Below are 22,617 nucleotides of genomic sequence, written 5' to 3'. Positions count from 1 at the left end.
GATGGCCGGCAGCGCACCCGCGGACCCGCCCGCCGCGCCGAGCCTGGTCCATCCCGTCGCACCCGATCAGGTGCATCTCGAGGCCGCCACCGCGGCCTTCCGCATGCTGTCGGATCCGACCCGCCTGCACATCCTGTGGCTGCTGGCCCGCGCCGAGGCCGATGTCGGCGCGCTGGTGCGGGCGTGCGGCGCGTCGCGCACCGCGGTCAGCCAGCACCTGGCCAAGCTGCGCTTCACCGGGATGGTGGAGACCCGCCGCGAGGGCCGCCGGGTCGTCTACCGCATTCGCGACGGCCACCTCGCGCGGCTGGTGCGCGAGGGACTCAACCACGCCGACCACGTCGTGACGGGCGAGCCGCCGCACGGCTGACAGTCGTCACCGGTCGATAACCTGGCGGTCATGTCGGTCGCGCATGCTGACGCCTTCCGATGATCGAAAGGTAAGGCGCACGCATGGAGCTGTTGGAAGTGGTCGCGAACATTTTCACCACGATGATGTCGGTGCTGAGCGGCAGCGCCGCCTGAGCGGCGCGCGGCCGGTTCAGCCGGGCGCCTGCACGCGGGTGAGCGCCGAGCGCTGGCGCAGGGTGAATCCCAGGCGCTCGTAGAGTTCGATGGCGGTGGTGTTGCGGGCGAGCGCGTGCAGGAACGGGGTCTCGCCGCGGGCCCGGATGCCCGCGCCGACCGCGCGGATCAGGCGGGTGGCGAGGCCGCGGCCGCGGAACCGGGCGTCGGTGCAGACGGCGCTGATCTCGGTCCAGCCCGGCGGGTGCATCCGCTCCCCGGCCATCGCCACCAGTTCACCGTCGACTCGGATGCCCAGGTAGGTGCCCATTTCGATGGTGCGGGGAGCGAACGGGCCGGGCTGGGTGCGGGCGATCAGGGCGAGCATCTGCGGGACGTCGGCGGCGGTGAGGACGGTGAGGTCCGGATCGGCGGCGACGCGCAGGGCGCTGCCGTCCATCTGCACCGAGTCCAGTTGCTCGAGCACCGTCCAGCCGGGCGGCGGCGTGTGGCCGAAGCCGCGCAGGCCGGTGACTCCGCCGGGGCCGAGCAGTGCGGCCAGATCGGCCCAGTCCTGGTCGTCGAGGGCCGGCGGGTGGCCGACGAACGGGGCGACCTGCGGGTCGTAGCGTCCGATGCGGCCCACCCAGTCGGCGAAGCGCCGGTGTTCCCCGCGCAGGGAGGCCCGCACCGGGTCGTCGAGGGGGTGTAGCGCGGTGCCGGTTTCGAGGGTCGACTCACTGGTCACCGCATGCTCCTCCGGTCGTGTAGCGGTCGGGCGACCAGTCGACGCTAGCGAGGCGGGCGGGCGCGGGCAGCGGTTGCGCTCACCGCGATTCGGAGAGCTGTCTTGCTGGAATTGGTTCGCCCGCAGGCTATTTCCCCGTGCTCGAGGTGATCGGAACCGTTGACAGGCGGTGTCCCGGGCGCGGACTTCGCGGCTGTCCGCCTCGGTGACCACGCGGTATCCCCAGCCGGGTGCCCTCGACATCGATGGGCGGGCGGTGGCTCAAGTGTTTCCGGAAACGTCGGTGCGGCCGGGGGCGGCGTTGTGGCGGAGGACTGTTCGCGCCTGCACAGAAACGGGAGACGATGGCACCGACGACCACACTGCATCTCGGGGTCGCGCTCGAGGGGGCGGGCTGGCATCCGGCCGCCTGGCGGGAACCGAATTCGCGGCCCGCCGAGTTGTTCACGCCCGGCTACTGGACCGATCTGGTCACCACCGCGCAGCGGGGGCTGCTGGATTTCGTGAGCATCGAGGACAGCCTGGCGGTGCCGGGGCCGCGGGACCCGGCGGACGAGGCGGCCGTGGGCCTGGTGCGGGCCCGCCTCGACGCGCATCTGATCGCCGCGCGGGTCGCGCCGGTGACCCGCGGTATCGGGCTGATCCCGACCGTGACCACCACCCACACCGAACCGTTCCACGTCGCCACCGCGCTGGCCACGCTCGACTACACCTCGCGCGGCCGGGCGGGCTGGCAGGCGCGGGTGTCGGCGACCGCCGCCGAGGCCGGTCACTTCGGCCGCCGCCGCGTCGAGGACCTGTCGGCGGCCGAGATCGCCGCCGCGCGCGCGACGGGCGAATTCCCCGCGGCCGTGCGCGAGTTGTTCGACGAGGCGGCCGACGTGGTGGAGGTGGTGCGGCGGCTGTGGGACAGCTGGGAGGACGACGCGGAGATCCGCGACGTCGCCACGCGCCGCTTCATCGATCGCGGCAAACTGCACCGGGTGGACTTCGCGGGCCGTTTCTTCAGCGTGCGCGGTCCGTCGATCACCCCGCGCCCGCCGCAGGGGCAGCCGGTGGTGACCGCGCTCGCGCACGCCCCGCTGATCTACGAATTCGCCGCGCGCGCAGCCGATCTGGTGTTCGTCACCCCGGGCCGGTCCGCGGGCCCGCGACCGATTCTCGACCAGGTCGCCGCCGCCGCGGAGCGGGTGGGGCGCGCGGGCGAACCGCTGCGGGTGTATGCCGACCTGGTCGTGTTCCTCGACACCGCGACCGAGACCGGACCGCGGCGGCTGGCGCGGCTCGACGAGCGCGCCGGGACCGAATTCGCTTCCGACGCCGCGATTTTCGCGGGCAGCGCGGAGACGCTCGCGGAGCTGCTGGTCGACTGGCACGGGCAGGGCGTGGACGGGTTCCGGCTGCGGCCCGGCGTCGCGGTCGACGATCTCGGCGCGATCGCGGACCGGCTGGTGCCCGCGCTGCGGCGGCGCGGGGTGTTGCGCACCGGCTATCCCGACGGCTCGCTGCGCACGCTGCTCGGCCTGCCCGCCACCGTCCCCAATCGTTACGCGACCGCCTGAGCGAGGCCATCCATGAGCACTTCCCGTAAGCAGGTCATCCTGGGCGCCTACCTCGGCGGCGTCAATCATCACACCGCGTGGTGGCATCCCCGGGCGGGCAGCCAGATCGACTTCGGCACCTTCGAGCACACCGCCCGCACTGCCGAGCGCGGCCGGTTCGACTTCTTCTTCCTCGCCGAGGGCCTGGCCCTGCGCGAGCGCGCCGGGGAAATCTTCGATCAGGACATCATCGGGCGGCCCGACACCTTCACCGTGCTGGCCTCGCTCGCCGCGGTCACCGAGCATCTGGGGTTGGCGGGCACGATCAACGCCACCTTCAACGAACCCTACGAGCTGGCGCGGCGGTTCGCGAGCCTGGACCACCTCTCCGGCGGGCGCGCCGCCTGGAACGTGGTGACCTCCTTCGACGCCTTCACCGGGCAGAACTTCCGCCGCGGCGGCTTCCTGGACCCGGCCGACCGGTACGTGCGGGCCGAGGAGACGCTCAACGCGGTTCGGACGCTGTGGGATTCGTGGGCGGACGGCGACCTCGTCGCGGATCGGGAGTCGGGCCGGTTCCTGGCGCGCGCGGACGCGGGCGCGTTCGCGGTGCGCGGCAGCCAGTTCGACATCTCCGGCCGGTTCACCGTGCCGCGCAGCCCGCAGGGCCGGCCGGTGATTTTGCAGGCGGGTGTGTCGCCGCAGGGGCGTGATTTCGCCGCCGCCAACGCCGACGCGATCTTCTCCCCGTACGGGAAGCTGCCCGAGGCCGTGAAGTTCTACCGCGACATCAAATCTCGCGCGGTGGCGGCGGGGCGGGCGCCCGGCGACATCAAGATCCTGCCGTCGGCCAGTTTCGTACTCGGCGACACCGAAGCCGAGGCGGTGGAGAAGTCCCGGGAGATCAGCCGCGAGCAGGTGACCGGGCAGACCGCGCTGATCCTGCTCGAGCAGATCTGGAACCGCGACCTGTCCGGCTACGACCCGGACGGCCCGGTGCCCGACATCGATCCCGATCCCGACGCGCCGCCGATCATCCAGGGCCGCGCCTTCGTGCACCAGGACCGCTTCGCCACGGCGGCGCGGCTGCGGGAGGTCGCGGCCGCGAAGCGGCTGTCGCTGCGCGAGGTGGTGATCGACCAGTTCGAGCGCGGCCCGCTGGTGGGGACGCCCGCGCAGGTGGCCGCGCAGATCGATGCGTTCGTCCAGCAGGACGGCTCCGACGGGTTCATTCTCGGTTCCCATCTGGTGCCGTGGGGGCTCGACGAATTCGTGGACCGGGTGGTGCCGCTGCTGCAGGAGCGCGGCGCGCTGCGCGCGGACTACACCGGAAACACGTTGCGCGACAACCTCGGTCTGCCCGGTGTGCGGTCGGGAGCCGCTGTCGCGACCGACGTCTGACCGCCCGAGGTCCGGCCGTTGGTCCGCGCGTCCGGTGCCGATCGGCCCTGCCGCGGCGGCGCGCGCCGACCGACGGCCCGGCGGCAAGTGACCTTCGGCCATCTTCTCCGGGGCGCCCGGCGCGCGATGCTGAAATCGGCAACGGAGTCGAAAGGTCATGAAGGTGGCCGGTTTCGAGGGAGAGACGATGGGCAGGCAGCATCCCGATCGCGATACGGTGCGCGCGGCGCTGGCGCTGGCGGTGCGCGCGCCGTCGGTGCACAACACCCAGCCGTGGCGCTGGGAGGTGGGGCGGGACACGGTGCAGCTGTTCGCCGATGCCGCGCGCCGGCTGCCGCACACCGATCCCGACGGCCGCGACATGATCCTCAGTTGCGGTGCGGCGCTGCATCATCTGCGGGTGGCCGCGCACGCGTTCGGCTGGCGCACGGTGGTGCGGCGGCTGCCGGATCCGCGCGATCCCGACCATCTGGCGGCGGTGGAGTTCCACGCGGCGACCCCGGCGGCGGCGGCGATGCGGCTGGCGCGCGCGATTCCGCGCCGGCGCACCGATCGTCGGCAGTACACCTGCTGGCCGGTGCCCGCGGAGTACGTGTCGGCCGTGGTCGCGGCGGGCGCCGCGCACGGGGTGCCGGTGCGCGATATCGGGGAGGGGCCGGCGCGGGTGCGGCTGCTGTGTGCGTTCGAGCAGGCGGCGTGGGCGCACGCCCGCGATTTCTCCTACGGCGCCGAGCTGGCGCAGTGGAGTGGCCGCCACGGCAGCGCCGAGGGTGTCGCGGCGGGCAGCGCGGTGCTGGCGACCGAGCCGACGGTGCGGCCGTTCTCCAATCCGGGGCTGCCCGCGGCGGTGGTGCGCGATCCGCGGGCCGCCGACCGGATGCTGCTGCTGAGCACCGCGGCCGACGACCGGCTCGCGCAGCTGACGGCGGGCGAGGCGGCGGGGGCGGTGCTGCTCACCGCGACGGTGTTCGGCCTGGCGACCTGCCCGCTGACCGAACCGCTGGAGGTGGCGGGCACCCGGTCGGCGATTCGCGCGGAACTGCTGGGCGGCAGCGCTTTCCCGCAGTTGATCGTCCGGATCGGCTGGGCGGCACCGGGTTCGGGACCGGTGCCGGCGACCGCGCGGCGGCCGCTGGATCAGGTGGTGGTGTGAACGGGTCAGCGCGCCGGTGACTGCCCGGCGCGCAGTTTGGACGCGTAGACCGCGGCTTGGGTGCGGCGTTCCATGCCGAGTTTGGCGAGCAGGCGGGAGACGTAGTTCTTGACGGTTTTCTCGGCGAGGAACATGCGTTCGGCGATTTGGCGGTTGGTGAGTCCTTCGCCGAGCAGGTCGAGGAGTTTGCGTTCCTGGTCGGTGAGGGCGGCGAGGGGGCCGTCGGGTTCGGTGCTGCGCCGCAGCCGCTCCATCAGGGCCGCCGCGGCCCGGTTGTCGAGCAGTGAACGGCCCGAACCGACCGCTTTCACGGCGGCGGCGAGGTCCATTCCTTTGATGTCCTTGACGACGTAGCCGCTGGCCCCGGCGAGGATGGCGTCGAGCATCGCTTGTTCGTCGGTGAACGAGGTCAGGATGAGGCAGCGCAGGTCGTCGAGTCGGGAGAGCAGGTCGCGGCACAGTTCGATGCCGTTGCCGTCGGGCAGACGGACGTCGAGCACGGCGACGTCGGGCTGTAGTGCGGGAATGCGGGCCAGGGCGTGCGCGACATCGCCGGCCTCGCCCACGACGGTCAGCTCCGGATCCTCCGACAGCAGGTCGATCAGGCCGCGCCGGACGATCTCGTGGTCGTCGACCAGGAACACCTTGATCATGATGCGTTGTCACTTCCTCGCTGGGGGACGGCGAACGCGCCGGCTCCAGTGTGCGCGCCCGGCCGCGGCGGCGGTAGACCGCGGCCGCGTCGGGAGCGGTTCAGGCGCGGCGGATCTCGAAGGTGTCGGCGAGCGGGCGGCGCGGTGTCGGCGGCCGCGGCGGCTCCCCGCCGGGCGCGGTGCCGATGCGCAGCACCACCTGCGGCACGCTCGCGCGGGGCAGCAGCGCGGCGATCGTGCGGCGGGCGGCGGGCAGTTCGGTGATGTGGGTGAGCGCGCAGGTCGCCAGGCCCGCGGCCGTGCATTCGAGCAGCACCGCCGAGAGCGCCTCACCGGTGTGCAGCCAGATCAGGGGGCTGTCGGCGGTCGAGGCGAGCACCGCGAGCTGAGCGCAGTCGGCCACCTCGGCGCGGCGCGCGGAGTGCGGTGCGGCCGGGAAGGCGCGGGCGACGCCGACGCGGGCGGCTTCGGCGGCCGAGGGCAGCGCGTGCGGCGGAATTCCCTCCGCGGGCTCGGAATGTCCTGCCCACCACCGCAATTCCTGCTGATACAGCATGTCGTAGCGGCGGGCGGCGGCCGCGTGGGCCGAGGCGCGGGCCAGCTGCGGTCGGGCGTCGTCGCCGAGGGCGTCGAAGGTGAGGTCGTGCGGGGTCACCAGGCGGCGCAGCGCGGGCGCGAGCGCGGGCCAGTCGACCGGGGGCAGCAGCGGCAGGCGGTCGGTGTGGCGGCGGCGCATGGCCGCGGCGCGCACGGCGATGCCGGCGGGCGGGTCGGGCCAGGGCCGGAATTCCAGGACGGCGAGGTGGCCGGGGTCCGCGCGGTCGGGCAGGCGGTGGGTGTCGGTGTGCCAGCCGCGGGCGGCGAAGCCGGTGCGGGCGTGGTGCAGGACCGCGCCGCAGCTGATGATCTGCTCGCGCCCGTGCGGGTCGGCGGCGGGCAGCTGCCGGTCGGGGTCGGTGCGCAGGTGTAGCCGGGACCCGTCGAGCACCCAGCGCCAGGGCTGGGTGTTGTGGACCGAGGGCGCGCGACCGGCCACCTCGAGGACCGCCGCGACGGTCCGGTGGTCGGGGAGCTGGGTCACGGTGAGGGGTTCGCCGTCGGTCATGCCCCGAGTGTGGTCGCGGGCGCGAGGCGCGGGAACGGTCTTCGGGCTCGCCGGGGCGGGCCGATGGTCACTTTCCCGACGCCGCGGGTTATCGCCTCGACCGGGGGTTGTGCGATGGACCGCGACGATTTTGTTTTGCGCACGGCTCGTTGGCTACTCGGTGGAGAACGCACTGCCGACCGAGAACTCCCACCACAGCGGGAAGGAAACCCGACAATGCTGATGCTCACCCCCACCGCCATCGACGTGGTCCGCACGATCACCTCCGCGGAGGGCACCCCGCAGGACGCCGGTCTGCGCATCTTCACCGACGACGGCGCCGAGACGCTGCAGCTGGCGCTGGCCGCCGAGCCCGCCGCCGACGACCAGGTGATGACCGCGGAGGGCTCGCGGATCTTCCTCGACCAGCAGGCCGCGGCCTTCCTGGACGACAAGATCCTCGATGCCGGCGTGGACGGCAACGGCCAGAGCAGCTTCGTGCTGGGCACCCAGGGCCAGGCCCCGGGCGCCGAATAGTCAGGCCGCGCCCGGCCGGTCCGGGCGTTCGCCGCCGCAGTAGCGGACGGCGAAGCGGCGCAAGATCTCGCCCGGTGCCGTGATCGACTCGCGGTGGCCCAGGGCGATCAGGTCATCGGCCTCGTCCGGGTCGAAATATCCCGCATGCCGGTATGTTTCGATGCGCAGGGCGAGGCCGTCGCCGTCCAGTTCGGGATGGAACTGGGTGGCGTAGACGTGGTTTCCGGTGCGAATCATCTGCACCGGGCAGTCGGCGGACCCGGCCAGCAGCACCGCGCCGGGCGGGACGTCCTGGCAGGATTCCTTGTGTCCCACGAAGGCCCGGAACGAGCGGGGCAGCCCACGCAGCAGCGGGTCGTGCCGGGCGGCGTCGGTGAGTTCGATGGTCTGCGCGCCGGGGGTCTCGGCGTAACGGTCGCGGTTCACCGCGCCGCCGAGGACGTCGGCGAGAATGCCGAGCCCGTAGCAGGCGCCCAGGTAGGGGTGGTCGCGGCGGACGATCTCGGCGACCAGTTTCTTCAGGACCGGTTCGAAGCGGCGCTGGTAGTCGTATTTCGCGTCGTCGGGGTCGCTGACGTTGCTGGGGCCGCCGCCGACGATGACCGCGCAGTAGTCGTCGAGGTCGAGATCGGGCAAGTCGCGGTCCATGTGGATGCGGACCAGGCGGCCCTCGCCCAGTCCCGACATGCGTTCGACGGCCCGGAATTCGTCGTCGGCGGCCGAGTGTTCGGGCCGCAGCTGCAGCAGCAGGCACGGTGGGGGCATGGTGTCGATTATCGGGCCGCGGCGCGTTCAGGCGGTGGTTTCCACGCCGGTGGCGATCTTCGGGAAGGGGCTGGCGGCCTCGAGCTGGTAGGCGAGGTCGAGCAAGTCGCGTTCGTGGCCGCGCGGGGCGCACAGCTGCACCGAGCCGGGCAGGTTCGCGCCGGTCAGCCCGTGCGGCACGGCGATCGCGGGCCCGCCGCCGACATTGTTGAACGGGGTGAAGCCGACGTAGTCGATGAGTTTGGCGAACAGTTCCTCGAAGGGCTGGGCGGGTGAGTGCTCGCCGATGCGCGGCGCGGGATGCGAGAGCACGGGGGTGAGCAGCGCGTCGAACTCGGCGAAGTGCGCGTCGTAGAGGGCGGTGCCGCCGCGCAGCCGCCGGATCGCGGCCGGGACCGCGGCGGGGTCGCGCAGCACCTTGCCGGCCAGGCCGCGGGTGAACGGGTCGAGTTTCCAGGGACGGAACGTGGTGGGGTGCAGCAGGGTCGACGAGGCGGACAGCAGCACCGCGAACAGCGCCCAGTAGGTCTTGAAGTCCTCGACGAAGTCCGGGTCGACCGCGAGGCGGGTCTCGGTGATCTCGTGGCCGGCCGCGGCCAGGGTGCGCAGCGCGGAGTCGAGCACGGCCTCGGTCTCGGGGTGCACGCCGCGGCCGAGGATGTCGTGGCGGATGACGCCGATGCGCAGGCGGCGTTCGCTGGGGCCCTCGACGAGTCCGATGGGCGGCAGGTGCGGGGCGGGGCGGAAGCGTTCGGCGGCGGCCAGGTAGTGGGCGGTGTCGCGGACGGTGCGGGTGAGCACGCCCTCGGTGACGAGGTTGACCGGCAGCTGCCGGGCGCCGGGCTGGTCGAGCAGCCGGGCCCGGGTGGGTTTGAGCCCGACCAGTCCGTTGACGGCGGCGGGGATGCGGATCGAGCCGCCGCCGTCGTTGGCGTGGGCGATCGGCACCGCGCCGGAGGCGACCAGGGCGGCCGAGCCGCCGGAGGAGGCGCCCGCGGAGTGGGCGAGGTTCCACGGGTTGCGGGTGGCGGGCCGGTCGACGTATTCGGTGCTGGCGGTGAGCCCGAATTCGGGCAGGGTGGACTTGCCGAGCAGCGCGAAGCCCTGGCCGAGGAATTGCCGGGCCGGGCCGCTGCTGCGGCGGGCGGGTTGCGGGCGGAAGGCGGCGGAGCCGTGGCAGGTGGGCAGGCCGGCGGCGTCGGTGTTGTCCTTGACGAAGGCGGGGACCCCGGCGAACGGGCCGTCGGCGACCGGGGTGCGGCGGGCGCGGTCGAAGCATTCGGCTTGCACGGCGTGCAGGTGCGCGTCGGCGCGGCGCACGCGCTCGACGGCGGCGTCGAGCACCTCGCGGCGGTCCAGGCGCCCGGCGCGCAGTTCCGCGGCCAGGCCGACGGCGTCGTGGTTGCCGAGGGCATCGTCGGTGAAGGTGTGGATGGTGTCGGTCATGGCTGCATTGCCCTCCGGGGTGAGACGCGTGCCCGTCGACTTTATGCCCGGAACCGGTTCTGGTACACCCGGGTACCGGTCGGGCCCGGTGCGTCCGCGCCAAGGCAGAAAGTCACCGGCGGCAAGGACTTTCCACTCTGCCGCCGGTGCCGCCGCCCTCGTTTACTGGGCACACGACCGCCTCCGGGCCCACGCGGACAGGAACGGGATCCACGCCATGGACATTCGCACCGATTCCGCAGCGCCCCCGAATTCCGGCCCGACGCGGCTGGCGCGGGTAGATCCGGCGCAGCTGGCCGCTCTGGTGGAGCGGGCGAAAAACGCCCGCCGGCGCGCCGAGGAAGCGCGCCAGCGGGCCCTGATCGCGCGCGAGGTGGCCGAGACGGCCTGTGCCCGCATCCGACTACGTCGCATCGCCGCGCTCACCGAACGCCCGGGGCGGGGGAATCACCGTGGGCGGCCGGGGCGCCTCCGTGGCTCTGTCGGCTCGGCGAAATGCGGTGTGACGGAAGTGTTCCCGCCGAAGGACAGCACCAGTTCGGCGGCGATCGCGGCGAGTTTGACGTTGCGGCGGTTGGAGACTCCGCGCAAAATCTCGAAGGCGGCGTCGCGGTCGCAGTGCCGCTGACCCATCAGGATGCCGACCGCCTGGTCGATCACCGACCGCGAGCCCAGGGCCGCGCGCAGCTGTTCGGTGAGCGCGTTCTGGCGGGTGGCGTCGATCGACAGTTTCAGCAGTACGCCGAGGTGGTCGGCGATCATCGCGACCTCGCGGCGGGTGTCGGTGTCCACCCCGCCCGGCGCGCGCCCGTAGACGCTCAGGGTGCCGAACGCGTCCTCGCCGCTGCTCAGCGGCCACACGTCGTGGGCGGCGAAGCCCTGTGCGCGCAGCCGGGTGACGTAGCCGCGCCAGCGTCGTTCCCCGGCGAGGTCGGGGATCGAGACCTCGCGGCCCGTCTCGGTCGCGGCCCGGTAGGGCCCGGGTTCGTCGGCGTGGCTCGCCTCGTCGGCGAGCAGGTCGCGCAGCCGCTGCGAGGCTCCGGCCACGGTGGTGTCCGCGGACAGGGTCACCCCGACCATCGGCCGGCCCGGCAGCATCTCGGCGACGATGTCGGCGATGTCGCGCGGGCGGTCGAGAATGGTGTCGTCGGCGAGCAGCAGGGTGGTCAGTTGTGCCATCCCCACGGCGAGTTCATCGGTCATCGAGTGCCTCCCGGGCCTCGACGGGCGGAATCGGTGTCAGCACAACCGGTATCCCTCCTCTACGATACGGTGCGCGAGTTCGGGCAGCGAGGCGCCGTCGGCGAAGGCCCGGGCCCGCATCAGCACCAGGGCGGTGTCGACGGTGCACGCGTTCTGCGCGGCGACCATACCGACGGCCTGGTTGACGGTCGTGAGGTAGTCCGCCTCGTCGAACAGCACCCCGCCGGGGGTCGTCTCGTCTCCGCGGGGGGCGTCGGCGCCGAGCAGCACCTCGTTGGCCAGGACGTCGGCGATGCGCCCGGCGGCCGCCACGGCATCGGCGGGCGGGCGCGCCCGGTCGGAGTACACGCACAGCGCGCCGAGCCGGCCCGGTCCGGCGACCAGGGGTACGGCCACCACCGACCGGATGCCGAGATCGTGTGCGGCCGTGCCGTATTCGGGCCAGCGCGCGGCCAGGCCCGGTTCGTCGACGACGACGTACGCCAGGCCGTCGAGGACGTCGCGGGAGGGGCCGCGCCCGACGACGGCCTCGAGGTCGTGGGCGGCGCGCGAGCGGTCGTCGGAGGCCGCGGTGAGCAGTTCCTGGCGCTGTTCGTCGAACAGGGTCAGCGCGGTGCTGCCCAGGCCCAGGTCGTCGGCGACGGCGGACATGAACGGCGGGCGGGCCGACGCGGCGCCGCTGGCCGACCAGCGCTGCACGTGCAGCGCGTAACGCCAGTACAGGCGGGCGCAGGCGCGGTGGCGGCGTTCGATCTGGTGGTGCAGCGCGGCCATCCGCTCCCGGAACGGCTGCATGGACCGCGGCGGTTGAGCGGCCTGTTGTTCGTAGCGTGCCGCGACCGCGGCGGCGCGGGCGGCGCATTCCATTTCGTGGACGTAATTGCGCCACTCGTTGTCCGCGTTGTCGTGGGCATGCGCGGAAGCCGACATCGGCTCAGCCTAGCGCGTTCGGTGACCCGCCGCGACGGCACACCACGGTCTGCTAATTGTGTTGTGCCGCAGGCTTTGCCGGGGGCGACTCCTCCATCAGCAGCACTACGCCGTCGCGCACGCTGTCCATCGGCGTGCAGGTCACCGCGCAGACGATGGAGCGGCCGATCCGGTTGACGGCGGGAATGTGCACCGGCCCGCAGCGCCGGCCGGTGCGCAGGCATTCCTGAATCGCATCGTGCAATTGCTCGGTCGGCAATCCGAAATCGAGCGCGGTGAAAAATTGCTGGTACACCTCGTCGGCGCGCAGGCCCCACAATTCCTCGGCGCCGCGATTCCAGCTGCGCACCCGCAGCTCGCCGTCGAGCACCACCACACCGGCCGCGACGCTGGACAGGATGCCTTCGAGGAACGAGCGGGTCTCGTCGAGTTCGGAACTGCGGATGCGCAGCTCCTCGTTCATCGTCTCGAGTTCCTCGTTGCCCGATTGCAGTTCTTCGTTGGTGGTTTCGAGTTCCTCGTTGGTGGACTGCAATTCCTCGTTGGTGGTTTCCAGCTCCTCGATACTGGACTGCAATTCCTCGTTGGTGGTTTCCAGTTCCTCGTTGGTGGACTGCAATTCCTCGTAGGCGGTCTCGAGCTCCTCGCGCTTGACCTTCACCTCGAGCGACAGGCGGGTGGCGACGGTGGTGTCGACGAAATTCACGACAACACCGGTATACGGCCCGTCGCCGCTCCACAGCGGTTGCACGTGCACGTCGTAGAACTGGGTGTCGTCGGGACCGATGCGGCGTTCCACGGCGTTGACCCGGATGACGCGGCGCTCGGCGACGGCCTGGTCGATCAAAGACCGCAATTCGACCGGGCGGTAGGAGATTTCGAGTTCGCTCAGCGGCCGCCCGATGTCGTGCGGGGTGAGTCCGAACTGGTTGCGCATCTGGGCGTTGGCGACGGTGACCTTGCCCTCGGTGTCGATGCCGACCGTCGCGAACGGGGCGGTCTCGAGCGCGAGTTCGGTGACTTGGCGTCGTTTCACGAAACCCTGCACCTCCTGGCCGAGGCCGATGTCGAGGCGGGGCGGAGCGGGGGCGGGCATGGTGCCGGTTTCCCCGGCGCGCCGGCGGAAGATCCGCTGACGCATGTTGGCGACCTCGAAGCGGTCGCCGTCGGACAGCAGCATCTCCGCCTTGCCCAGGAACAGGAAGCCGCCCTCGCGCAGCGCGAAGTGGAATCGGTCGAGGATCTGGGTCTGGGCCTCGACGTTGAAATACATCAGCGTGTTGCGGCAGATCAGCAGGTCCAGCCGGGAGATGGGGGCGTCGCGGGTGATGTCGTGGCGGCCGAAGATGACCCGGCGGCGCAGATCGGAGCGGAACACGAACTTGTCGCCGTTGGGCTCGAAGTAGCGGTCGCGCAGCTCGTTGGACAGCGGTTCGAGGGTCTTGGCGCTGTACATGCCGCTGCGCGCGTCGCGCAGGGCCTCCTCGTCGACGTCGGTGCCGTAGATCTTCACCCGCTTGACGGCCTCTTCCAGGCCCAGCACCTCGGCGAACGCGATCGCCAGCGAATAGGCCTCCTCGCCGCTCGAGCAGCCGGCGCTCCAGATCCGGATCTCCTCGTTCGGTTCCACGCTGGCCAGCAGTTCGGGCAGGATCTCACGCTGCATGTACTGCCACGCGTCGACGTCGCGGAAGAAGCTGGTGACGTTGATGAGGATGGTGTTGAACAGGTAGCGGAACTCGTCGGCGTTGCTCTCGAGGTGGTCGCGGTAGTCGTCGTAGTCCTCGATGCGCACCTCCTGCATCCGCTTGCGGATGCGGCGAGCCAGCGAGGAGCGCTTGTAGCCGGTGAAGTCGAAGCCGCGCGAGTCGCGGATGAAGATCAGCAGTTCCTCGAGGCCCGTGTCCACGGTGGCGTCGATCTCGCCGGTGTCGGCGTCGATCCGCTCGTCGTTGTCGCTCATGATCCCTTCCGCTCGACCAGGCCGCACACGACCCCGGCGATCTCCTCCACCGGCAGCACCAGGTCGACCGCGCACCCGCGGATCGCCGCCTCGGGCATGCCGCGGAACTCCGCTTCCTCGGGATCCTGCACGATCACGGTGCCGCCGCGCGATTTCACCGCGGCCACGCCCATGGCGCCGTCGCTGCCCGAGCCGGTGAGCACGCACGCGATCGCGCTCGCCCCGTAGGCGCCGGCCACCGATTCGAACAGCAGATCCGCCGACGGGCGGACGAAGTGCACGAGCTCGCTGCTGGACAGCGCGAGCCTGCCGTGCGCTCCGACCAGCAGATGGTAGTTGGGGGGAGCGACGTAGATGGTGCCGGGTGCGGCCTGTTCGCCGTCGACGGCCAGCCGGACCTCGAGCTCGGCCCGCCGGCCCAGGACACCGGCGATGATGGTGTCGTGGCGCGGGTCGAGGTGCTGCACGACCAGCACGGGCACCGGGAAATGCGCCGGTAGCCCGCCCAGCACGCGGGTGAGCGCGGTGATGCCGCCGGCGGAGGAGGCGATCGCCACGATGCCGTAGTCACCGGCCGCCGGCGGGCCGACGGGGGCGTTCGCCGCGCCGGTCATGTCGGGCGGCCGCCGCGTGCGGCACGGCGGTGGGGAGGAGGGCATCCGGGCACGGAATCAGCCTAGCGCGAGTATGTTTGCCCGACGGGCAGGGCCGGGCGCGGCGCGGCGCGCGCCCGGGCCGCGATCGTGGGCGTGGAATAGTGTGGCGGACAGTCTTTTTCGGCGGCGCGGCGGTCGTGCACGCCGTGCGGGCGCCTCAGCCGGCGAGTGCCGCGGCGAACAGCGGCCAGGAGTTGTGCAGATCCTGCTGCCAGTAGCCCCAGGAGTGGGTGCCGTGCGGTCGCAGCTCGACGGTGGCGGGAATGTTCAACTCCCGCAAGCGATCCCGGAGCTGTTCGGTGCAGCGGCCGGCGATGGCGTCGAGCAGGCCGCCGACGACGAGCTGGTCGATCAGTTTGGCGCGGTCGGCGTGGATGCCGGGGCCGTCGAGGGTGTCGAGGGGGCCGGGCGCGCCGTTGCCCGAGGCGATGTAGAGGGCGGTGCCGCGCAGCTGCTCGGCGTGCAGGTAGGGGTCGTGCGCGGCCCACGCCGGATCGGTGGGCGGGCCCCACATGTTGAGGGTGTTGCCCTGGGTGCCGGTCACGATGGTGTCGACCATGACCTGGCCCAGCGGGTCGCTGGTGCGCGCGCAGCCGCTGTAGGAGCCGATCGCGCGGAACACCCCGGGCGCGGAGATGCCCAGTTGCAGCACCGAGATGCTCGCCATCGACGGTCCCGCGACGGCGGCGGCGCCGGTGCCGCGGAAGGCCGAGTCGACGACGGCGGGCAGCTCGCGGGTGAGGTAGGTGGCCCAGCGCTGGCGGCCGTGCACGGGGTCGTCGGCGCGCCAGTCGGTGAAGAAGCTGCCCGCGCCGCCGGTGGGCATGACGACGGTGACCTGTTTGTCGGCGAAGAACTCCAGGATGTCGGTCCGGTTGAACCAGTTGCCGCCGCTGCGCCAGTCGCCGGTGGTGGTGCCGCCGTCGAAGCCGTTGAGCAGATACAGCGTGGGCGCGGGCCGGGTGGGGTCGGCCGCGGGCTGCACGGCGACGTCGAGGGCGCGTTCCATCGCCGCGGAGTGCACGGTCAGATCCAGGACGCGCCCGGGTCCCGGGTCGGCGGCGACCAGGTGGGAGCCGTCGGGCGCGGGCCGGGCCGCGGCCCACGCGCGGGCGGCGGGGGCGAGGTCGGGCGGGTCGGCGGCCGCGGGGCCGGTCGCGCCCGCGAGCGCGGCGGCCAGCAGCAGCGCGGCCGCGCGGCGCCGACCGCGGTGTGCCGCACCGACATTCATGCCGCCTCCCAGCCGGTCTGGTCGTGGTGGCGACGCTAGGTCGGGGGCGCGGGGGCGGGCAAGACGCGCGGGCCATATTTGGGATGCGCGGGCGCGGATCCGGTCGCGGCGCTGGGACGCGCCACAACACGGGATGTCGCGGGGGATTGGGCGCACGCTGCGGCCAACGCGTGGGGCGCGGGGCGGGCGATGGTAGGAAGGGGGGCGTGTCTGCAGCTGGTGACGAGAGCCGAGCCGAACCCGTGTCCCGCGCCGTGTCGGAGGTGGTGGATCTGGTCAGCACGCTGATCCGATTCGATACCTCCAACACCGGCGAACTGGAGACCACCAAGGGCGAACGCGAATGCGCCGAGTGGGTGGCCGAGCAGCTGCAGCAGGCCGGCTACACCACCGAGTACGTGGAATCGGGCGCCCCCGGCCGCGGCAACGTGTTCGCCCGGCTGCCCGGCGCCGATTCCGGTCGCGGCGCGCTGATGCTGCACGGGCACCTGGACGTGGTGCCGGCGCAGGCCGCGGACTGGAGCGTGCATCCGTTCTCCGGCGCGGTGCGCGACGGCTACGTGTGGGGGCGCGGCGCGATCGACATGAAGGACATGGTCGGCATGATGCTGGCGGTGGCCCGTCAGTTCAAGATCGAGGGCACGGTGCCGCCGCGCGATCTGGTGTTCGCGTTCCTGGCCGACGAGGAGAACGGCGGCCGCTGGGGTTCGCAGTGGCTGGCCGACCATCGCCCCGATCTGTTCGACGGGGTGAGCGAGGCGGTCGGGGAGGTCGGCGGCTTCTCGCTGACCGTGCCGCGCCGCGACGGCACCGAGCGGCGGCTGTATCTGGTGGAGACCGCGGAGAAGGGGCTGGGCTGGATGCGGTTGCGGGCCAAGGCCCGCGCCGGGCACGGCTCGTTCCTGCACGAGGACAACGCGGTGACCATCCTGGCCCAGGCGGTGGCGCGGCTGGGCACCCACACCTTCCCGCTGGTGCTCTCCGATTCGGTGGCGGAGTTTTTGGCGGCGGTGAGCGAGGAGACCGGCATCGAGTTCGATCCGGGCAGCCCCGACATCGAGGGCCAGCTGGCCAAGTTGGGCACCATCTCCCGCATCATCGGCGCGACGCTGCGCGACACCGCCAATCCGACCATGCTGCAGGCCGGGTACAAGGCCAACGTGATCCCGCAGACCGCCGAGGCGGTGGTGGACTGCCGGGTGGTGCCGGGACGGCAGGCGGCGTTCGAACGCGAGGTCGACGAGCTGATCGGCCCGGACGTGGAGCGGGAGTGGATCACCAAACTCGACTCCTACCAGACCACGTTCGACGGGCACCTGGTCGACGCCATGAACGACGCCATCCTCGCGCACGACCCGAACGGGCGTACCGTGCCCTATATGCTCTCCGGCGGCACCGATGCGAAGGCGTTCGCCCGCTTGGGGATTCGCTGTTTCGGTTTCGCGCCGCTGCGGCTGCCGCCGGAGCTGGACTTCTCGGCGCTGTTCCACGGCGTGGACGAGCGGGTCCCGGTCGACGCGCTGGAATTCGGCACCCGGGTCCTGGAGCATTTCCTCCTGCACAGCTGACGATTCGAAAGGACGGTCTCGTGCCCGACTACTCCTACAATCCCTACGCCGCGCTGCCGCAGCTACCGGCGTTCACCGTGACCTCCGAGGATGTCACCGACGGACAGCCGTTCGGCAACGACCAGGTCAGCGGCGTGTTCGGGGCCGGCGGCAAGGATGTGTCGCCGCAGCTGTCGTGGTCGGGGTTCCCGGCGGAGACGAAGAGTTTCGCGGTCACGGTGTTCGATCCGGACGCGCCGACGGCGTCGGGGTTCTGGCACTGGGCGGTTGCCGACATCCCGGCCTCGACGACCTCGCTGGAGCGCGGCGCGGGCAGTGCGGGCGGCACGCTGCCCGCGGGGGCGGTGGCGTTGCGCAACGACGGCGGGTTCGCCGGGTTCGTCGGGGCCGCGCCGCCGGCCGGGCACGGCTATCACCGCTACTTCATCACCGTGCACGCGGTGGACGTGGAGTCGCTGGGCATCGACGCGAGCGCGAGCCCGGCGTTCCTCGGGTTCAACCTGTTCTCCCACGCGATCGGCCGCGCGCAGATCGTAGCCACCTACGAGGTGAACTGACCACACGTCGACGGTGCGGCCCGGGCTCGAATGTGCCCGGGCCGCACCGTTTTTGCACGCGATGCAAGTGTGCGCGGGATGCTAGCGCAGGTCGACGACGCCGTCGGGGACCGGGTCGCCGTAGAGTTCGGCGATCTCGGCGGCGTATTTGGTGGCGATCGGGCCGCGCTTGAGTTTGAGGGTGGGGGTGATCTCCTCGCCGCCGGGTTCCCAGGCCTGGGCGAGGACGCGGAAGCGTTTGATCTGCTCGACGCGCGAGAGGCGGGTGTTGCCCGAGACCACCGCGGCCCGGATCTCGTCGATGATCTCGGGGCGGGCGGCCAGGTCGGCGACGTCGGCGTCGGGGGTGTCGAGGGCCTTGGCGCGCACCGCGGCGGTGTCGGGGTCGAGCACGATCAGCGCGGTGATGTAGGGCTTGCCGTCGCCGATCGCCACCACCTGCCCGACCAGTGAGGACGCCGCCTTGACCGCGTTCTCGATGTTGGTGGGCGAGAGGTTCTTCCCGGCCGCGCTGATGATCAGTTCCTTCTTGCGGTCCACGATGGTGACGTAGCCGTCGCCGTCGATGGTGGCGACGTCGCCGGTGTGCAGCCAGCCGTCGGCGTCGAGGGCCTCGGCGGTCTTCTCGGGCATGCCGCGGTAGCCGCGGGTGACGATGGCGCCGCGCACGAGCAGTTCGCCGTCGCCGTCCAGGCGCAGCTCCACCCCGTCGAGGGCGCGTCCCACCGAGCCCGGGCGCGGGGAGTCCAGTTCGGTGAAGGTGCCCACGCCGGTGGTTTCCGACATGCCCCACACCTCGGTGACCGTGAAGCCCAGCCCGAGCAGGTATTCCAGGGTTTCGGGCGGGATGGCCGCGGCGCCGGACGCGGCGACCTGCAATTCGTCCAGGCCTAGCGCGGCACGCAGTTTCGACAGCACCAGCGCGTCGGCGAGCTTGTGCTGGGCGCGCAGCACGGGACTCGCCGTACCGCCGCCGAGCCGGGCCCGCGCGGCGTCGACGCCCACGCCGATCGCCCAGCCGGCGAGCGCCTTCTTCACGGGGCTGGCCTCGGTGGCCAGTTTCGCGTCGATGCCGGCCTTGATCTTCTGCCACACCCGCGGCACGCCGAAGAACGCGGTGGGCCGGGCGTCGGGCAGGGCGGCGGCGATCTCGCGCGGGTCGGGCACGCACGTGATGGCGACGCCGGTGAACAGGTTCGCGCAGTGCCCGGAGATGCGGTCGGCGACGTGCGCGGCGGGCAGGTAGGACACCGCGCGGTCGTCGATGCCGACCGTCAGCGGCCCGCTCTGGGTGAGCCCGGCGATCTGGGCGACGATGTTGGCGTGGGTGAGCTCCACGCCCTTGGACGGGCCGGTGGTGCCGGAGGTGTAGATGAGGGTGGCCAGGTCCTCGGGGCGCACGGCCCGCCACGCGGCGTCGAAGTCGAAGTCCTCGGCCGGGTCGGCCTCCACGTCGACCAGGGCCAGGGTGCCGCTCGCGGCGCCGTCGACGAGCACGACGTGCTCGAAGTCCACCCCCGAGCCCTGCACGGCGTCGAGGAACGCGCGCTCGGTGACGACGACCCGGTTGCCGGCGTTGCCGAACACGTGCGCGAGCTGTTCGGGGGAGCTGGTGTTGTACACCGAGAACGGTGCGGCGCCCAGGTGCAGCGCGGCGGTGTCGACGAGGTTGAACTCGGGCCGGTTGGTCAGCATGAGGCCGACGGTGTCCCCGTGGCGCACACCGAGTTTCGCCAGGCCCGCGGCCAGGGCCCGCACCCGGCGGTCGTAGTCGGCCCAGGTGAGCTGCTGGGTGCCGCCGACGGTGCGCAACGCCACCTGGTGCGGGCGCAGGGTCAGGGTCTGCTGGAAGGCCTCCGGCACGGTGGTGACCGTGGCGCCGGACTGATGGGTGTAACCGATGTCTGTCGTCATGTCCCTTGTTCCCGATCGCGGTACGGACCGAGCCACGGGGACGCTCCGCCAGGGACAACGGCGCGCACTCGACGTGGCGGAGATCGGGAGACGCTCGGGGCTGGCGTCGCGTCACCGAGTGACGCGGCTCACCCATCCTATCGGTGCGATGCCCGGAATGTGCCGTATCCGGCGGGCCGTGGAGCGTGACGCGGGTGCGTCACGCTCGGCGGCGGCGGGGTTCAGCCGGTGACGGGGATCGCGGGCACCGCGAGCGCCGGAGCCGGCGGGGCGGGGGTCAGGCGCAGCGCCGCGGGGTCGGCGACCGGGCACGAGGGCAGCGCCGCGGCGGATTCGGCGTGCAGCTCCGGCAGCCAGTGCCCGCGGAACTCGCGTTTGGACTGCATGTAGGCGCGGGCGCGTTCGCTGCGCGGGGTGGTGACCAGCTGCACGGGGTCCACGGCGATGCCGGCCTCGCGCACGGCGCTCATCTTCTCGGGGTTGTTGGTCAGCAGCCGCACCGACCGCAGTCCGAGCGCGTGCAGGGCGGCGGCGACCGGCGCGTAGGAGCGGCGGTCGGCGGGATAGTCGAGATCGCGGTAGCTGGTGAAGGTGTCCACGCCGTGGCGTTCGCTGTAGCCCAGCCCGCGCGCCTTGGCGATCAGGCCCGAGCCGCGGCCCTCCTGCTCGAGGTAGACCAGCACGCCCGCGCCCTCGGCCTGGATGAGGTCCATCGCCATCTCGAGCTCGGGGCCGCAGTCGCAGTCGTCGCTCCCTAGCGCGTCGCCGTAGAGGCAGCGGGAGTGGATGCGCACCAGGCAACCGTCGGCAACCGCACCGAACAGCAGCATCGTGCCGCCGTCGCGCGGGTCGCGGAGTTCGCGCACGCGCACCGTCAGCTCACCGCCCTTGCGGCGCAGTCGGTGTGCGGCGTCGTCCGGGTGGTGCCCGGCGTCGTCCGCGCCGTATCCGGTCTCATCCAGCTGGGCTGTCAAATGCTCCTCCGAAGGATCGCAGGTCGTACCTGGGGCGGCCGGCGGCGCGCCTGCGCGCGGGCCGGCGACGGTGTGCGTCGAGCGCGATGGCAGCAGACGATAGCCCCTCCGCGGCCGCGCCCGCGCACCGGCTCGCGGTGTCGGGCAAACACTCGGCGTCACCGCGGCTCGGCGCGCAGCACGGCGTCGCCGGCGAGTTCGACCATGCGGTCGACGTCGGCGGCGGTGGGCATGGCGTCGGAGACCTCGCCGGTGGATTGGGTGGCGGCCATCGCGGCGGTGGCCCACACGAAGTCCGCGGCGCCCGCGCGGCGACCGTTCGCGCCGACCACACGCCGGGCCAGCGCGGCGACGAACGCGGCGGGCGCGCCCGGAGAGTTCTTCAGCGCCACCGGGAATCGGCCGATGTCCAGGTCCAGGTCGTCGGCGCGGACGCGGGCGGCGAAGCCCTCGGCGATGCACACGGTGCGCGCGCCCAGCACGCGCAGCCGGCGCACGAGTTCGTCGTCGTCGACGGCGTGCGGGTCGGTGGCCGGGGCCAGCGCGGCCAGTTCGCGGCGCGCGCCGATCAGGTAGTCCAGCGCGCCGAAGTGGCGGTAGAACCGCTGCGGTCCGTCCACCCCGGGCACGGGCTGCACCAGCAGCCGCGGCCGCGGGGCGCGGGCGACCAGGTCGAGGGCCTCCTCGATGACCGCGGGGGGCGGCTCGAAAGTCAGTAGCACGGCGTCGGATTCGGCCAGGGCGTGGCGGGCGGCGGGGGTGTGCAGGTCCTCGGGGGTGAGGCGGACGCGTTCGTTGGGGCAGGCGATGTTGAGCGGTTCGCCGCTGCTGGTGACCAGTACGACGGCCACGGGGGTGGCGGCGTCGGGGACCACGCGCACCAGGTCGGTGTCGACGCCTTCGGCGCGCAGGTGGTCGAGGATGCGGCGGCCGCGGGTGTCGTCGCCGACGGCGGCGATCAGGCGCACGTGCAGCCCGAGCCGGGCGGCGGCGACCGCGCGGTTGAGGCCCTTGCCGCCGGGCCGGTCGGCGAAGGTGCCCTTGGCGGGGTCGTCGGGGGCGGGGAAGTGGTCGATGATGCTGCAGATGTTGTCCAGCACGGCGTCGCCGATGACGGTGACGGTGCCCGCGCGGCCGTCGGCGGCCGGGCCGGCCGGGCGCGGGGACAGCGTCGAGGCGTAGCCCGAGGCGGTGGCCAGGCGCTGCGCCAGCAGGGTGAAGGCCTCGAATTCCAGCCGGCCGCGCAGCTGGCGGGTGGTGGGAGTCGGTGCGGCGGTGTCGGATCCGGCGGCGCGCAGCAGCGCGGGCCAGTGCGCGCTGAGGTAGTCGCGGCGGCGGCCGAGGTCGGCGGCGTAGAGCTCGGCGGCGTCGACGGTTTCGGGCAGCTCCTCGCGCAGCAGGCCCAGCGACAGGCCGACGTCGACGATGAGCCGGGGCGCGGGCGGCAATTGCCGGGCCAGATCGCGCACCACGGGCAGCACGGCCTCGGCCGGGTCGGTACCCGACAGGTGCGCGTGCTGGCGGATGGCGTACAGCTCGAGCAGGGGGCGCACGTCGATTTCGGTGCTGCGCAACCGTTTCGGGCTCAGGCCCGCGCGCTTGCACAGCCGGGCGAGCACGGTGCGCACGGCGGCGACCGTCGCGTCCTGTCCCGCCATCGGGGCAGCCACCTCCGTCTGGTGCGCAGTGATCGTCGTGGAGACGATAAGCGAAACCGCCGGACATTGCGCGGTTTAGCGACCACCCGTTCCGGCTATCAATAACCTATCGCGGCATTTGCCCCATGGGA

General features: G+C 72.4%; 20 protein-coding genes. 7 read left to right on the top strand and 13 right to left on the bottom strand.

The genetic code is table 11. The annotated features are described in order from the left end of the window. The first annotated feature begins 1 nt into the window (after position 1). Positions 2-370 carry an ArsR/SmtB family transcription factor gene (locus tag IU476_RS04165; protein WP_195096613.1) on the top strand — a complete coding sequence of 123 codons (369 nt, stop codon included), beginning with the start codon at positions 2-4 and terminating at the stop codon, positions 368-370. 171 nt (positions 371-541) lie between these two features. Here the strand turns inward: IU476_RS04165 and IU476_RS04160 are convergent, their stop codons facing one another. Further along, complete coding sequence (locus IU476_RS04160) at positions 542-1,252, bottom strand: GNAT family N-acetyltransferase (RefSeq protein ID WP_324193855.1); 711 nt, start codon at positions 1,250-1,252, stop codon at positions 542-544. A gap of 344 nt (positions 1,253-1,596) precedes the next feature. Between IU476_RS04160 and IU476_RS04155 the strand changes: the two genes are divergently transcribed. The 3 genes from IU476_RS04155 (at position 1,597) to IU476_RS04145 (ending at position 5,347) form a co-directional block, all read left to right on the top strand. Next, positions 1,597-2,814, top strand: coding sequence for an LLM class flavin-dependent oxidoreductase (locus tag IU476_RS04155; protein ID WP_195096609.1), 1,218 nt, complete (start codon positions 1,597-1,599; stop codon positions 2,812-2,814). Positions 2,815-2,826: 12 nt separating this feature from the next. Next, the gene (locus IU476_RS04150; protein WP_195096607.1) at positions 2,827-4,194 is read left to right on the top strand and encodes an NtaA/DmoA family FMN-dependent monooxygenase; all 1,368 of its coding nucleotides are present in this window, start codon (positions 2,827-2,829) and stop codon (positions 4,192-4,194) included. A gap of 187 nt (positions 4,195-4,381) precedes the next feature. Continuing rightward, a complete protein-coding gene (locus tag IU476_RS04145) occupies positions 4,382-5,347 on the top strand; it encodes an Acg family FMN-binding oxidoreductase (protein ID WP_195096605.1) in 966 nt (321 codons plus the stop codon). 5 nt (positions 5,348-5,352) lie between these two features. On the opposite strand, the gene IU476_RS04140 is transcribed toward IU476_RS04145, so the two are convergent. Both IU476_RS04140 and IU476_RS04135 read right to left on the bottom strand, forming a co-directional pair. Beyond that, complete coding sequence (locus tag IU476_RS04140; RefSeq protein ID WP_195096603.1) at positions 5,353-6,000, bottom strand: response regulator; 648 nt, start codon at positions 5,998-6,000, stop codon at positions 5,353-5,355. Positions 6,001-6,100: 100 nt separating this feature from the next. Continuing rightward, positions 6,101-7,105 (bottom strand): Acg family FMN-binding oxidoreductase, encoded by a 1,005-nt coding sequence (locus IU476_RS04135; protein WP_195096601.1) that lies wholly within the window; start codon positions 7,103-7,105, stop codon positions 6,101-6,103. Positions 7,106-7,321: 216 nt separating this feature from the next. Between IU476_RS04135 and IU476_RS04130 the strand changes: the two genes are divergently transcribed. Continuing rightward, the gene (locus IU476_RS04130; RefSeq protein WP_195096599.1) at positions 7,322-7,621 is read left to right on the top strand and encodes a hypothetical protein; all 300 of its coding nucleotides are present in this window, start codon (positions 7,322-7,324) and stop codon (positions 7,619-7,621) included. Here IU476_RS04130 and IU476_RS04125 read toward each other — a convergent pair whose 3' ends face one another. The 7 genes from IU476_RS04125 to IU476_RS04095 all read right to left on the bottom strand — a co-directional run bounded on the left by IU476_RS04125 (position 7,622) and on the right by IU476_RS04095 (position 15,815). Continuing rightward, the gene (locus IU476_RS04125) at positions 7,622-8,386 is read right to left on the bottom strand and encodes a glutamine amidotransferase (RefSeq protein ID WP_195096597.1); all 765 of its coding nucleotides are present in this window, start codon (positions 8,384-8,386) and stop codon (positions 7,622-7,624) included. 27 nt (positions 8,387-8,413) lie between these two features. Beyond that, positions 8,414-9,832 (bottom strand): amidase, encoded by a 1,419-nt coding sequence (locus tag IU476_RS04120; protein WP_195096595.1) that lies wholly within the window; start codon positions 9,830-9,832, stop codon positions 8,414-8,416. Positions 9,833-10,279: 447 nt separating this feature from the next. After that, complete coding sequence (locus tag IU476_RS35875) at positions 10,280-11,035, bottom strand: GAF and ANTAR domain-containing protein (protein ID WP_228822991.1); 756 nt, start codon at positions 11,033-11,035, stop codon at positions 10,280-10,282. Between the two features lie 36 nt (positions 11,036-11,071). Then, positions 11,072-11,965 carry a GAF and ANTAR domain-containing protein gene (locus IU476_RS04110; RefSeq protein WP_195096593.1) on the bottom strand — a complete coding sequence of 298 codons (894 nt, stop codon included), beginning with the start codon at positions 11,963-11,965 and terminating at the stop codon, positions 11,072-11,074. Between the two features lie 52 nt (positions 11,966-12,017). Beyond that, positions 12,018-13,928, bottom strand: a complete 1,911-nt coding sequence (locus tag IU476_RS04105) for a CheR family methyltransferase (RefSeq protein WP_195096591.1) — start codon at positions 13,926-13,928, stop codon at positions 12,018-12,020. Then, complete coding sequence (locus tag IU476_RS04100; RefSeq protein ID WP_228822990.1) at positions 13,925-14,587, bottom strand: chemotaxis protein CheB; 663 nt, start codon at positions 14,585-14,587, stop codon at positions 13,925-13,927. The genes IU476_RS04105 and IU476_RS04100 overlap by 4 nt, the downstream gene beginning before the upstream one ends. A 154-nt stretch (positions 14,588-14,741) precedes the next feature. Continuing rightward, the gene (locus tag IU476_RS04095) at positions 14,742-15,815 is read right to left on the bottom strand and encodes an alpha/beta hydrolase (RefSeq protein WP_195096589.1); all 1,074 of its coding nucleotides are present in this window, start codon (positions 15,813-15,815) and stop codon (positions 14,742-14,744) included. Positions 15,816-16,021: 206 nt separating this feature from the next. Here IU476_RS04095 and IU476_RS04090 point away from each other — a divergent pair, with 206 nt between their 5' ends. Both IU476_RS04090 and IU476_RS04085 read left to right on the top strand, forming a co-directional pair. Beyond that, positions 16,022-17,383 (top strand): M20/M25/M40 family metallo-hydrolase, encoded by a 1,362-nt coding sequence (locus IU476_RS04090; protein ID WP_324193854.1) that lies wholly within the window; start codon positions 16,022-16,024, stop codon positions 17,381-17,383. A 20-nt stretch (positions 17,384-17,403) separates the two neighbouring features. Then, positions 17,404-17,940, top strand: a complete 537-nt coding sequence (locus IU476_RS04085; RefSeq protein ID WP_195096587.1) for a YbhB/YbcL family Raf kinase inhibitor-like protein — start codon at positions 17,404-17,406, stop codon at positions 17,938-17,940. 81 nt (positions 17,941-18,021) lie between these two features. Here IU476_RS04085 and IU476_RS04080 read toward each other — a convergent pair whose 3' ends face one another. The 3 genes from IU476_RS04080 to IU476_RS04070 form a co-directional block, all read right to left on the bottom strand. Beyond that, positions 18,022-19,854, bottom strand: a complete 1,833-nt coding sequence (locus IU476_RS04080; RefSeq protein WP_195096585.1) for an AMP-dependent synthetase/ligase — start codon at positions 19,852-19,854, stop codon at positions 18,022-18,024. A 221-nt stretch (positions 19,855-20,075) separates the two neighbouring features. Next, positions 20,076-20,828, bottom strand: coding sequence for a GTP cyclohydrolase II (locus IU476_RS04075; RefSeq protein WP_228822989.1), 753 nt, complete (start codon positions 20,826-20,828; stop codon positions 20,076-20,078). 158 nt (positions 20,829-20,986) lie between these two features. Next, complete coding sequence (locus IU476_RS04070) at positions 20,987-22,486, bottom strand: PfkB family carbohydrate kinase (RefSeq protein ID WP_195096583.1); 1,500 nt, start codon at positions 22,484-22,486, stop codon at positions 20,987-20,989. Positions 22,487-22,617: the final 131 nt, after the last annotated feature.

Origin of the sequence: Nocardia blacklockiae (assembly GCF_015477355.1) — a bacterium.
GTDB lineage: Bacteria > Actinomycetota > Actinomycetes > Mycobacteriales > Mycobacteriaceae > Nocardia > Nocardia blacklockiae.
Note: the sequence above shows the minus strand (reverse complement) of the source record. Positions and strands in the feature narration are given on the sequence as shown.

Excerpts from the sequence above, each read along its gene's own strand:
- IU476_RS04165 (WP_195096613.1), top strand. The coding sequence starts at position 2 with ATGGCCGGCAGCGCACCCGCGGACCCGCCCGCCGCGCCGAGCCTGGTC.
- IU476_RS04155 (WP_195096609.1), top strand. The coding sequence starts at position 1,597 with ATGGCACCGACGACCACACTGCATCTCGGGGTCGCGCTCGAGGGGGCG.
- IU476_RS04150 (WP_195096607.1), top strand. The coding sequence starts at position 2,827 with ATGAGCACTTCCCGTAAGCAGGTCATCCTGGGCGCCTACCTCGGCGGC.
- IU476_RS04145 (WP_195096605.1), top strand. The coding sequence starts at position 4,382 with ATGGGCAGGCAGCATCCCGATCGCGATACGGTGCGCGCGGCGCTGGCG.
- IU476_RS04140 (WP_195096603.1), bottom strand. The coding sequence starts at position 6,000 with ATGATCAAGGTGTTCCTGGTCGACGACCACGAGATCGTCCGGCGCGGC.
- IU476_RS04135 (WP_195096601.1), bottom strand. The coding sequence starts at position 7,105 with ATGACCGACGGCGAACCCCTCACCGTGACCCAGCTCCCCGACCACCGG.
- IU476_RS04130 (WP_195096599.1), top strand. The coding sequence starts at position 7,322 with ATGCTGATGCTCACCCCCACCGCCATCGACGTGGTCCGCACGATCACC.
- IU476_RS04125 (WP_195096597.1), bottom strand. The coding sequence starts at position 8,386 with ATGCCCCCACCGTGCCTGCTGCTGCAGCTGCGGCCCGAACACTCGGCC.
- IU476_RS04120 (WP_195096595.1), bottom strand. The coding sequence starts at position 9,832 with ATGACCGACACCATCCACACCTTCACCGACGATGCCCTCGGCAACCAC.
- IU476_RS35875 (WP_228822991.1), bottom strand. The coding sequence starts at position 11,035 with ATGACCGATGAACTCGCCGTGGGGATGGCACAACTGACCACCCTGCTG.
- IU476_RS04110 (WP_195096593.1), bottom strand. The coding sequence starts at position 11,965 with ATGTCGGCTTCCGCGCATGCCCACGACAACGCGGACAACGAGTGGCGC.
- IU476_RS04105 (WP_195096591.1), bottom strand. The coding sequence starts at position 13,928 with ATGAGCGACAACGACGAGCGGATCGACGCCGACACCGGCGAGATCGAC.
- IU476_RS04100 (WP_228822990.1), bottom strand. The coding sequence starts at position 14,587 with ATGCCCTCCTCCCCACCGCCGTGCCGCACGCGGCGGCCGCCCGACATG.
- IU476_RS04095 (WP_195096589.1), bottom strand. The coding sequence starts at position 15,815 with ATGAATGTCGGTGCGGCACACCGCGGTCGGCGCCGCGCGGCCGCGCTG.
- IU476_RS04080 (WP_195096585.1), bottom strand. The coding sequence starts at position 19,854 with ATGACGACAGACATCGGTTACACCCATCAGTCCGGCGCCACGGTCACC.
- IU476_RS04070 (WP_195096583.1), bottom strand. The coding sequence starts at position 22,486 with ATGGCGGGACAGGACGCGACGGTCGCCGCCGTGCGCACCGTGCTCGCC.